The 11,385-nt window shown below is 71.2% G+C and carries 11 protein-coding genes; 7 read left to right on the top strand and 4 right to left on the bottom strand.

The features are described from left to right. The coding region (locus B4E30_RS16170; RefSeq protein WP_286796262.1) for a hypothetical protein at positions 1 to 482 on the bottom strand (482 nt) is incomplete at its 3' end. Positions 483 to 521: 39 nt separating this feature from the next. On the opposite strand from B4E30_RS16170, the gene B4E30_RS16165 reads away from it, so the two are divergent. Further along, the gene (locus tag B4E30_RS16165) at positions 522 to 1,088 is read left to right on the top strand and encodes a hypothetical protein (RefSeq protein WP_286796260.1); all 567 of its coding nucleotides are present in this window, start codon (positions 522 to 524) and stop codon (positions 1,086 to 1,088) included. On the opposite strand, the gene B4E30_RS16160 is transcribed toward B4E30_RS16165, so the two are convergent. Together B4E30_RS16160 and hrpA are read right to left on the bottom strand one after the other, a co-directional pair. Then, the gene (locus tag B4E30_RS16160; protein WP_286796258.1) at positions 1,079 to 2,032 is read right to left on the bottom strand and encodes a quinone oxidoreductase family protein; all 954 of its coding nucleotides are present in this window, start codon (positions 2,030 to 2,032) and stop codon (positions 1,079 to 1,081) included. The two genes, B4E30_RS16165 and B4E30_RS16160, sit on opposite strands and share 10 nt — an antisense overlap. Before the next feature lie 8 nt (positions 2,033 to 2,040). Then, entirely contained in the window at positions 2,041 to 5,955 is a 3,915-nt protein-coding gene (gene hrpA / locus B4E30_RS16155) for an ATP-dependent RNA helicase HrpA (RefSeq protein ID WP_286796255.1), read from the bottom strand. Between the two features lie 84 nt (positions 5,956 to 6,039). Between hrpA and B4E30_RS16150 the strand changes: the two genes are divergently transcribed. The 3 genes from B4E30_RS16150 (at position 6,040) to B4E30_RS16140 (ending at position 7,694) form a co-directional block, all read left to right on the top strand. After that, complete coding sequence (locus B4E30_RS16150; RefSeq protein WP_194384887.1) at positions 6,040 to 6,234, top strand: hypothetical protein; 195 nt, start codon at positions 6,040 to 6,042, stop codon at positions 6,232 to 6,234. Positions 6,235 to 6,296: 62 nt separating this feature from the next. After that, positions 6,297 to 7,136, top strand: coding sequence for an aldo/keto reductase (locus tag B4E30_RS16145; RefSeq protein ID WP_194384888.1), 840 nt, complete (start codon positions 6,297 to 6,299; stop codon positions 7,134 to 7,136). A 51-nt stretch (positions 7,137 to 7,187) separates the two neighbouring features. Beyond that, on the top strand, positions 7,188 to 7,694 hold the full coding sequence (locus B4E30_RS16140) for a MarR family winged helix-turn-helix transcriptional regulator (RefSeq protein ID WP_071042813.1): 507 nt from the start codon (positions 7,188 to 7,190) through the stop codon (positions 7,692 to 7,694). A 1-nt stretch (position 7,695) separates the two neighbouring features. On the opposite strand, the gene B4E30_RS16135 is transcribed toward B4E30_RS16140, so the two are convergent. Continuing rightward, positions 7,696 to 8,934 (bottom strand): glutamyl-tRNA reductase, encoded by a 1,239-nt coding sequence (locus B4E30_RS16135; RefSeq protein WP_194384889.1) that lies wholly within the window; start codon positions 8,932 to 8,934, stop codon positions 7,696 to 7,698. 55 nt (positions 8,935 to 8,989) lie between these two features. On the opposite strand from B4E30_RS16135, the gene hemE reads away from it, so the two are divergent. The 3 genes from hemE to hemC form a co-directional block, all read left to right on the top strand. Further along, a complete protein-coding gene (hemE, locus tag B4E30_RS16130; RefSeq protein WP_286796250.1) occupies positions 8,990 to 10,060 on the top strand; it encodes a uroporphyrinogen decarboxylase in 1,071 nt (356 codons plus the stop codon). After that, positions 10,044 to 10,742 carry a hydrogen peroxide-dependent heme synthase gene (gene hemQ, locus B4E30_RS16125; protein ID WP_414683227.1) on the top strand — a complete coding sequence of 233 codons (699 nt, stop codon included), beginning with the start codon at positions 10,044 to 10,046 and terminating at the stop codon, positions 10,740 to 10,742. Before hemE ends, hemQ begins: the two co-directional genes overlap by 17 nt. Positions 10,743 to 10,747: 5 nt before the next feature. Beyond that, on the top strand, positions 10,748 to 11,385 hold a 638-nt coding region (hemC, locus tag B4E30_RS16120), incomplete at its 3' end, for a hydroxymethylbilane synthase (protein WP_286796247.1).

The following is an 11,385-nucleotide window of genomic DNA, read 5'->3' as shown; positions in this document are numbered from 1 at the left end:
CTCGTTAACAGGAGGAACCAGAGCTGATGGCTGACGACGACGACCGCGAGCGCCCTCGTCGCCCTCGCTACACCTCGAATGACCGAAACACGCCCGCCCGGGGCGATCGGAAGCCGTATCAGAAGCGTGATGGTGACCGCTCGTACGGGAACCGGGATGATCGGAAGCCGTATCAGAAGCGTGACGGCGACCGCTCGTACGGGAACCGGGATGACCAGAAGCCGTATCAGAAGCGTGACGGCGACCGTTCGTACGGCAAGCGCGTCGACCGTGGTCCTCGCCGCGACGCCGAGCCGCGGGAGCCGCGCGCGCCGCGACGCGACGTGCCCGAGATCCCCGAGGAGATCACAGCACGTTCTCTGCCGAACGCGGCGCGGAACGAACTGAAGACACTGAGCAAAGAGAACGCCGACGCCGTCGCACGCCACCTTGCCATGGCAGGTCTGCTGATCGACGACGACCCGGCACTGGCTCACCGCCACGCGCTCGAGGCGAGTCACCGTGCCGGTCGGATCGCGGTCGTGCGCGAGACCGTCGCCATCACCGCCTACGCCGTCGGCGACTACGCTCTGGCCCTGCGCGAACTGCGCACGTACCGACGAATTAGCGGCAAGGACGACCAGATCGCGCTGCAGGTCGACAGCGAGCGCGGTGTCGGCCGCGCCGACCGTGCGCTCGAGGTGGGGCGGTCGGTCGATCGCGACAAGCTGCCGACGGCGGCGCGTGTCGAGCTCGCGATCGCGATGTCGGGCGCGCGTCTGGATGTGGGCGAGACGGAGCGCGCGCTCCTCGAGCTCGACATCCCCGAACTCGACCCCGACCGTGCGTTCGAGTGGAGCCCGGCGCTGTTCGCCGCCCGCGCGGCCGTTCTGGAGGAACTGGGACGAGCGGAGGAAGCCGAGGAGTGGTACCGCCGTGCCACGATCGCCGCCGAGGCGCTGGACGACGCCAGCGGGTTCGAGGCAGGTGAGACCGTCTGGGTCGACGAGGTCGAAGAGGAAGAGGACGCCGAGGCCTCCGACCGCGCGCAGCCTGACGGCGATGCGTCTGTCGAACCGGCGACGGGCGACGATCACCCTCAGGTCTGATCCGGCACGAGCAGGATCTTCCCGTTGGTGCCGCGCTCGACGTCTTCGTGTGCGCGAACCGCATCGCGAAGGGCATAGCGCGGGCCGAGCTCGACCGTGAAACCGCCCGCCGCGATCAGTCCCAGCGCGACGGGAATCGCTTCGCGTCGCCACGCGCGCTGCTGATCGGTGAGGCCGCGCGCTGCGCCGCCGGCGTAGGCCTGGATGCCGTACCGGGGTGCATCGGCCCCGCGTACCAGAGTCGCCACGCGTGAGCGGTCGTGCACGACCTCGACCGACGCCGCAAGCGCTTCGTCGGTCCCCGCACAGTCGAGGGCCACATCGATCCGCGTCCCCGCGGCCCGGACTCGCTCCACGAGGCCGGGTCCGTAGGCCACCGGAACGGCGCCGAGCGCGCGCACGCGGTCGGCGCGTCGCTCCGACGTCGTGGCAAGAACATCCGCGCCCCATCGCACCGCGAACTGGATGACGGCCTGCCCGACCGCACCCGAGCCGCCGTGCACGAGCAGGCGATCACCGGGTCCGACGGCCAGCGAACGAAGCGCTTGATACGCCGTCGCGACCGGAATGCCGATCGCCGCGCCGGTCTCGGCGTCGACGGCGGGCGGGCGGAGCGTGAGGGCGGAGGCGGGCACGATCACCTCCTCGGCGTAGGTTCCCTGCGCGCCGCTGACCACCACCGGCATCCCGGGGCGGAACCCCGCCACGTCGGCGCCGACGGCCAGCACGATCCCGGCTCCATCGGAGCCCACCCGTCGTCGGCCCTTCATCGGTGGCGATGCCCGCAGTCCGCTTCGGAGTTTCGCGTCGATCGGGTTCACGCCCGCCGCCTCGACGCGGACCGCCACCTCCCCGGCAGCGGGGTCGGCTGACCCGACCTCGGCGTACTCAAGGACCTCGGGACCGCCGAGCCGGCGGTGGAAGACGGCGTGTGGCATCTGCATCCTCTCGATCATTGCCCGCGGAGGGCTTTGCCGATGCGCTGCGCCGAGACCGGCTCAGCGGTGCCGAGGGCCTGCGCGAACAGGCTCACGCGGTACTCCTCCAGCATCCACCGCACGCGGACGAGGCTGTCGGGGGAGGAGGGGGCGAGGGGGATCGTGCCACCGGCGTCGGCGAAGGCGGCGGCGGACCGCTCGTACTCGCTCTGGCGCTGGCGATCGCGCCCGGGATTGTCGGCGAGCCCCGTCACACGGTCGCGTGCTCCCTGGAGATAGCGGGGCAGATGCGTCAGCCGGGTGACGCCGACGCGTGAGAGGAATCCGGGGAAGACGAGGCCGGCCAGCTGCGCCTTCACGTCGTTCAGCGCCCCGAGGAGAGTGAGGGAGTTCTGGCCTTTCACGGCCTTCTCGACATCCCGCGAGAGGGTGATGATGCGGGCGGCGAGCGACACCACCGAGAAAGTCTCGTCGACGACGACCGCCGCATACGCGTCGCGCGCCTTCTCGAACGCGGCCTGCGACCGCGGGGCCTCGCGCCCGACCTCGCCGAGTACCCGGTCGGCGACGGCGAGGCGGGCATCCTCGATGAGCGCCTTCGCCGACGGGTAGGGGGAGGCCGCGAGGGCGAGCTTCTCGGTGCTGGTCAGATGGTCGAGCACGTACGACGCGGGAGAGGCGACGGCGCGCAGCAGGAGGCGGCGCGCTCCGCGGTGCGTGGCGATCGCCGCCGCCTCGGCCGAGGTCTCGATGCGGAGCGAGACCGTGTCGCCGTCGTCGACGACGGCGGGATAGCCGCGGACGACACCCCCCGCGACCTTGCTGTCGACGACGGCCGGAAGATCCCCGAAGTCCCAGGACGTTATCCCGCTGCGTTCGGCGAACCCCACTGATGAGGCGCCTGTCACGCCCGTGCCGTCGGGCCGCGGCGCAGCGGCCGCGACCGACGCGGGTGCGGCGGCACGCTCGACCGATCGAGCGACCGAAGACCGCGCCCGGTCCGCGAGCCGGCGCTGCAGGTCCGTTAGATCGCGACCGGAGCCCGCCGTGCGCCCCCGCGCGTCGACGGCGCGAAAGGACATCAGCAGGTGCGGCGGCACGCGTTCGAGGTCGAAGTCGTCGTCGCTGACGGGCTGGCTCGCGACACGTCGGATGCGGTCGGCGAGCGCGCGCCGCAGCGAGACCGGTGGGCGTCCGTCGTTCGATTCCGGCCCGTCGGCGGCGATCTCACCGGCGAAGGTCGCCGCCCAGTCCGCGGCAGGCACCACATGGCGCCGGATCGATTTGGGCAGGGATCGGATGAGCGCGGTGATGAGCTCGTCGCGCAGGCCCGGCACCTGCCAATCGAAGCCGGTCGGCTCCAACTGCGCGAGCAGGGCCAGGGGGATCACGACCGTCACCCCGTCGTCGGGCGCGCCCGGCTCGAAGCGGTACGCGAGGGAGAGCACCTGGTCGCCCTGGCGCCACCGTGCGGGGAAGTCGTGCTCGCCGCGGCGACCGGCGTCGTCGCGGAGATCCGCTTCGGTCATGTCGAGCAGACGCGGCGTGCGCGCCGACGTCTCCTTCCACCACGCCTCGAACGATCGGGTGTCGAAGACGTCTCGTGGCACCCGGTTGTCGTAGAAGACGTAGACGGCCTCGTCGCCGACGAGGATGTCGCGACGACGCTCGCGCTCCTCGACCTTCTCGAGGCGGCGACGCAGCTCGAGGTTGCGGCGCTCGAAGGCGGTGAGGCGCTTGTCCAGATGGCTCGTCTCCCACTCGCCCTCCACGAGCGCGTGGCGAAGGAACAGCTCACGAGCCAGCGGTCGGTCGAATCGGGCGAGCTGCACGCGGCGTTTCGGGATGATCTCCACACCGAAAAGGGTCACCTTCTCGTATGCCGAGGCTGCTCCCTGCGACCTCGACCAGTGCGGCTCGCTCACCTGCCGCCGGGCCAGGTCCCCGGCGAGGGACTCCGCCCACGCCGGGTCGACCGCGGCGACGGTCCGCGCGAACAGGCGGGAGGTCTCCACCAGCTCCGCCGCCATGACCGCCGACGGGCGCTTCTTGCGGACGCCCGAACCGGGGAAGATCGAGAAGCGGGTGCCGCGCGCGCCGAGGTACTCGGCCTTGGTCGATGCGCCCCTGGCCGAGCGGCCGCGCGCATCCCGGCCCACGTCGCTGCGCGTGTCGAGGATGCCGAGGTGGGAGAGCAGCCCCGCCAGAATGGCGCGATGCACGGCATCGGGGTCGGCGGCATCGCCGGCGGGACGACCGTGCGAGCGTCTCCGGCCCAGGAGGGCGCGCAGCTGACGGTGGACGTCCATCCACTCCCGCACCCGCACGTAGTTCACGAACTCCGCACGACACATGCGCCGGAACGCGCTCGAGCCCAGTTCGGCCTGTTTCTCCTGGAGGTACTGCCAGAGGTTCAGCAGTGCGAGGAAGTCGCTGGTCGGATCGGCGAAGCGCGCATGGAATCCGTCCGCCTTGGCGCGCTCGGCCTCCGGACGCTCCCGCACATCCTGGATCGACATCCCGGCGACGATGGGGAGGACCTGGTCGAGGACCTCGGTGCGCTCGGCCTCCACGAGCATCCGTGCGAACCGGGGGTCGATCGGCAGTCGCGCGATCCGTTTGCCGATATCGGTCAGGCGGGCGCCGTCATCGCCGCGGCCGGGCCCGCGCACGGCACCGAGCTCGACGAGCAGGTCGAAGGCGGCTTTCACACCGCGGGAGTCCGGGGGAGTGAGGAACGGGAAGGCGGAGATGTCTCCGAAGCCGAGGGAGAGCATCTGCAGCACCACCGAGGCGAGACTGGTGCGCAGGATCTCGGGCTCGGTGAACTCCGGGCGCGTGGCGAAGTCTTCCTCGGCGTACAGGCGGACGGCGATTCCCGGTGCCGTGCGGCCCGCGCGTCCGGCCCGCTGCTGGGCCGACGCCTGCGACACCGGTTCGATCGGAAGGCGCTGGATCTTGCTGCGAGCGCTGTATCGCGAGATGCGGGCGGTGCCGGTGTCGATGACGTACCTGATCCCGGGAACGGTGAGGCTCGTCTCGGCGACGTTCGTCGCCAGGATGACGCGGCGTCGGACCCCGGCGACGTGCGAGCGCTCGAAGACGCGGTGCTGCTCGGCGGCCGAGAGCCGTCCGTACAGCGGGAGCACCTCGGTCGGTGAGGCGTCTTTCGCGTACATGCCGCGAACCGCATCCATCGCATCCCGGATCTCCGCCTCGCCCGGCAGGAACACCAGCACGTCGCCTGCCGGCTCGCGGTCGAGCTCCCGCAGGGCGCGGGTGAGTCCGTCGATGTCGTCGGACTCGTCGTCTGCCGCGTCGGTCCGCGGGCGGTAGCGCACCTCGACCGGATAGGTGCGACCGGACACCTCGACGATCGGTGCCGGATCGCCCTGCCGGTCGGCGAAATGCTTCGCGAAGCTCTCCGGGTCGATCGTCGCGCTCGTGATCACGACCTTGAGGTCGGGGCGCCGGGGGAGGATGCGGGCGAGGTAGCCGAGCAGGAAGTCGACGTTCAGCGACCGCTCGTGGGCCTCGTCGACGATGATCGTGTCGTAGCGGCGCAGCATCCGATCGCGATGGATCTCGTTCAGGAGGATCCCGTCGGTCATGAGGGCGATGCGGGTGTCGTCGGAGACCGCGTCGGTGAAGCGCACCTTGTATCCGACCGTGGATCCCAGCGGCACCTGCAGCTCTTCGCTCACGCGCTCGGCGATCGTCCGCGCGGCGATGCGTCGCGGCTGGGTGTGGGCGATCGAGGTGCGTCCGAGCTCCAGGCAGATCTTCGGCAGCTGCGTCGTCTTGCCCGACCCGGTGGCTCCGGCGACGATCACGACCTGGTGGTCGCGGATGGCCGCGGCGATCTCATCGCGTGCCGCGCTGACGGGCAGCTCGGACGGATACGAGATGACGGGCTCGGGCGCGGACATAGCCCTCCATCGTACGACGTGCGTGTGCGGGAGGCGGCGTGCAGCGGGTACCGTGGAGGGGTAGACCTACGAGGAGGCCGCCGCGTGTTCATCCTGTCCCTTCTGCTGTTCGTCGGTGGCATTGCCCTGCTGGGGCTGGCGATCTCTCTGCCCGTGGCTCCGGGCGTCTTCTTCGCGCTCGGCATCCTGGTGCTCTCCCTCGGCATCGCCCTGCCGATCCACTTCGGCGGCACCCCGGGAGCTGCCGGGCGCTGGTCGATCTCGCGCAAGGATTCCTGACCCCGCGTCGTTCGCTTCGTCAAGGGGCATTCGTCGGGCGCCGGCCCTCCTAGGCTGGGGGGATGGCGAACATTCCCCACATCGAACTCAACGACGGTCACCGCATCCCTCAGCTGGGCTACGGTGTCTTCCAGGTTCCGGCCGATGACACCGAGCGCGCCGTGAGTGAGGCGCTCGAGGTCGGCTACCGTCACATCGACACCGCCGCGATCTACGGCAACGAAGAGGGCGTCGGCGCGGCCATCGCCGCGTCGGGCATCGCGCGCGACGACCTCTTCGTGACCACGAAGCTCTGGAACGACCGACACGACGCGGACGAGCCCGACGCCGCCGTCGCCGAGAGCCTGGAGAAGCTCGGCCTCGAGGCGGTCGACCTCTACCTCGTGCACTGGCCCACTCCCGCGAAGGACAACTTCGTGCACGCGTGGGAGAAGATGATCGGCATCCGCGAGCGCGGGCTCGCCCGCAGCATCGGCGTCTCGAACCACCTCGTCGAGCACCTCGACCGCATCGTCGAGGCGACCTCGGTCGTGCCCGCGGTGAATCAGATCGAGCTCCACCCGGCGTATCAGCAGCGCGAGATCACCGCGTGGGCGGCTGATCACGGAACCGTCATCGAGTCGTGGGGCCCGCTCGGACAGGGCAAGTACGACCTGTTCGGAGCCGAGCCGATCGTCGCGGCGGCCGAGGCGGTCGGAAAGACGCCCGCTCAGGTCGTGCTGCGGTGGCACCTGCAGAAGGGTTTCGTGGTGTTCCCGAAGTCCGTGCGGCGCGCGCGTCTGGAGGAGAACATCGATGTCTTCGGGTTCACGCTCGACGAGCAGCAGATGGCCGCGATCGACGCGATGGACCCGGGCGACGGCAGCGGCCGCGTGAGCGCCCACCCCACCGAGGTCAACTGACTCATCCGGCCCCGCCCGCTCCCGCGAGGCGGGGCCGGATAAAATGCACCGATGAGCACCGAGAGCGCCTACTGGTACGGCGAGGATCGTGACGACCGCCGCGAGCGTGCCGTCGCCCTGCTCCAGGCGTTCCGGCTCTATCGTGCGGCCGAGGTCGCGATGCGGCGTCGCACGCGTGAAGCGATGTCGATGGGCGAGAACGACCTGCTCGTGCTCCGCTATCTCCTCCGGGCGCAGCGCGAGGGGCGGCGCGTCTCACCGAGCGAGCTCACGCGATATCTCGGGGTGTCCACCGCGTCGATGACGGCAATCATCGACCGGCTCGAGAAGTCACGCCACGTGCGGCGGGAACGCCACGAGACGGACCGGCGCAGCATCCACGTCATCCCCACCGCGGAGACCGACCACGAGGTGCGGGCGACCCTCGGCAAGATGCACGAGCGGATGCTCGCGGCCGTCATCGACATGACCCCCGAAGAGGACCGGATCGTGACCGAGACGCTCGCCCGCCTGCAGGCAGCGGTCGACCAGGTCGACGCCGAGCCGACGGCGGACTGACTCAGCCCGCGGATGCCGCGCGCAGGTGCGTCACCTGCGCGCGCGCGACCTCGACGCCGAACACCATCTCGAGGGCGGCTTCGAACTCATCCATGCGCCCCGCCGCGGCGAACTCGCGCGCTCGGACCGAGGGCGTGTGCGAGAGCACGCCCGCGAGGTGGCGGAGCGCCGCCTCGGCGCGCGCATCCGACCCGTCGCCCCGGAGCCGGCCGAGCTCCGCGTGCAGGATGTCCTGGATGTGGCGGCGCACCGCCACGATCGCCGGGGCCGCATCGCGCTCCGCGGTGAAGGCGGCAACGGCCGAACCGACGACCTCGTGCGCGCCCGCGCCGAGTTCCGGCAGCGCGGCGTGTCGACCGATGAGCTCGAGGTCCAGGAGCTCCACACCCTCGAGCGCGCCGACCTCCGGGTCGATGTTGCGGGGGAGACCGAGATCGACGAACAGGCGTCGCGAGGTGTCGACGACGTCGTCGGCGGTGATGACATAGCGCGCGGTGCAGGTGATCACGAGTTCCGCGTCGCGGATCGCCGCGCGCAGATCGGTCTCGGCGCGCACACCGTAGCGGGCGGCGAAGCGTTGCGCGCGACCGGTGGCGGAGTAGACCCGCACATCGCCGGCGCCGCGCGCCTGCAGCGCGGCGATGGTGGTGGCGGCGTAGCTGCCGGTCCCCACCAGGAGGACCGGAACGGACGCCCAGTCGGAGATGCGGCTCTCGGCGAGATCGAGGGCGAGGCGCGCGAGCGAGCGGCCGGCGGCACCCATGTCGGCCCTCGCGCGGACTTCGCGGGTGGCGTGAGCCGCCCGCTGGAAGGCCTGCTCCAGTGCCGGGCTCGTGGTCCCCGCGGTGCGTGCATCGCGAAGCGCCCGCTGCACCTGACCGGTGATCTCCTCCTCGCCGACGACCATCGACTCCAGGCCCGAGCTCACCGAGAAGAGGTGCTGCACGACGTCGTCGCCGGCGAACGACTCCGCGCTCTCGCGCACGCTTCCCGCATCCGCGCCGATCGTGTCCGCCAGCGTCTCGAGGACGGCCTCGCGCGCGAGCGCACCGGGCGCGGCGAGCGGTTCGTCGATCTCGAGATACGCCTCGAAGCGGTTGCACGTGGACAACACGACGGCGCCGCGCACGAAGGGGTGCGCGGCGACGAGTTCGGCGCCAGTGGACTCGCTCACACGCGAGATGCGGTCGAGGACGTCGAACTCGGTGTTGCGATGGCTGGCCGTGAGACAGAACAGCACCCATCCATCGTAACGTCCGATCCTGAGGGTGTGCGCGAGGACGTAGCCTGGAGGGGTGTCATCCGCCCTGTCCCTCCTGCCCGTCGGGCACCCCTTGACGGACGGCAGAACCGCACGTTCGCCCCTCGTCCGGGCCGCACGCGGTGATCGGCCCGAGACGACCCCGGTCTGGTTCATGCGGCAGGCGGGACGCTCGCTGCCGGAGTACCGGCAGTCACGCGCCGGCGTCGACATGCTCGAGGCGTGCCTGCGCCCGGAGCTGGCCGCGGAGATCACCCTGCAGCCGGTGCGCCGCCACGGTGTCGATGCCGCGGTCTTCTTCAGCGATATCGTCACCCCCGTGCTGCTCGCCGGCGTCGACGTCTCGATCGTCCCCGGCCGGGGGCCGGTGCTCGCGGAGCCGGTGCGCACCGCCTCCGACGTGCTCGCGCTCCGGCCGATCGACCCCGCCGTGCTGCAGCCGATCTCGGAGGCGGTCGCGCTCGTCGTGGCGGAACTCGGAGACATCCCGCTGGTCGGATTCGGCGGTGCCCCGTACACGCTCGCGAGCTATCTCGTCGAGGGAGGCCCGAGCAAGGAGCAGCTGCGCACTCGCGCCCTGATGAAGACCGACCCGCACACGTGGGCCGCGCTGCTGAACTGGTGCGCCGATGTCACCGGCGCCTTCGTGCGTGCGCAGGTGCAGGCGGGGGCGAGCATCGTGCAGCTGTTCGACTCGTGGGCCGGTTCGCTCTCGCGCGCCGACTACCAGCGGCGCGTCGCCCCGCACACGCGCCGCGCATTCGATGCCCTCCGCGGTTTCGACGTGCCGAAGATCCACTTCGGTCTCGGCCTGTCGGAGGTGCTCGATCTCGTGCCGCCGCTGGGAGCGGACGTCGTCGGCGTGGACTGGCGGCTGCCGCTCGGTGTCGCCGCGACGCGCATCGGCCGTCCGCTTCCCCTGCAGGGCAACATCGACCCCGCCCTGCTCACGGCGCCGTGGCCCGTGCTCGCCGCCCACGTCGACGACGTGCTCGCGCGCGGGGCCGACCTGCCCGGCCACATCCTCAACCTCGGTCACGGCGTGCCGCCGGAGACCGATCCGACCGTCCTGACCCGAATCGTGGAGTATGTGCATGGCCGCTGAGAACACCGCCCCGACCGCCGACCAGAACGAGGCGGGCGCGCAGACCCACTACGGCCTGTGGGCGGTCTTCCGCCGCGATCCGCACCCGGCCGAGCCGCTCCCCGGAGCCGTCGCCGCCGTCGACGCCGTCGCGTCGATCGATTCGCTGCGGGCCGTGTACGACGTCTCGGGCCTGCGGGCGGATGCGGACGTGCTCGTGTGGCTGACCGGTCATACCGCCGAGGGGCTGCAATCCGATCTGCGCACGCTCCGGCGCTCGCGCGAATTCGCGCCGCTGCTGCCGACCTGGAATGCGATGGGCGTGCACCGCGACGCCGAGTTCAGCCGCGACCACTCGCCCGCGTTCGCCCGCGGCCTGCCGCCCAAGGAGTGGGTGACGGTGTATCCCTTCGTGCGCAGCTACGAGTGGTACCTGCTCCCGCCCGAGGAGCGCGGCGCGATGCTCGGGGAGCACGGACGCATGGGGCGCGACTTCCCCCAGGTGCAGAGCAACACCGTCGCCTCCTTCGCGCTCGGCGACTACGAGTGGCTTCTCGCCCTCGAAGCCGACGATGTCATCGACCTCGTCGATCTCATGCGCTACCTCCGCAAGACCGAAGCCCGACGCCACGTGCGCGAAGAGGTGCCCTTCTTCACCGGTCGTCGCATCGACGTCGCCGACGTCGCCGACGTCGTGAGCTGATCGCGATGGCGCTGCGCATCGGCACGCGGGCGAGTGCGCTCGCCATGACCCAGGCGGGCACCGTCGCCGACATGCTCGGCGCCGAGCTGGTGCCGATCGTCTCCGAGGGCGACACCTCGACCGCATCCCTCGCATCGCTCGGCGGCACCGGGGTCTTCGCCACGGCTCTGCGCGAGGCGCTGCGGCGCGGCGAGGTGGATGCGGTGGTCCACTCCTACAAGGATCTGCCGACGGCTGCCGAACCCGGACTGGTGATCGCCGCGGTCCCGCCGCGCGCCGATCCCCGCGACGCGCTGTGCGCACGTGACGGCATGACCCTCGAGGAGCTCCCACCCGGCGCTGCGGTGGGCACCGGATCGCCGCGTCGTCGCGCTCAGCTGGCGATGCGCCGGCCCGATCTGCATCTCGTCGACATCCGCGGCAACATCGACACCCGGCTCGGTCGCGTCGGACACGAGGATCCGGAGCGCGCGCTCGACGCGGTCATCCTCGCGGCCGCCGGCCTCGAGCGGATCGGTCGCCTGGACGCGGCCACGGAACTGTTCGACCTCGACCGCTGGCCGACCGCGCCGGCTCAGGGCGCGCTCGCCGTCGAGGTGCGCGCGGGCGACGAGCATCTCGTGCGGCGCATCGACCACGCGGC

The organism is Microbacterium sp. UBA3394, from assembly GCF_002358725.1.
Taxonomy (GTDB): domain Bacteria; phylum Actinomycetota; class Actinomycetes; order Actinomycetales; family Microbacteriaceae; genus Microbacterium; species Microbacterium luteum.
This window is presented reverse-complemented; position numbering and strand designations above follow the sequence as displayed.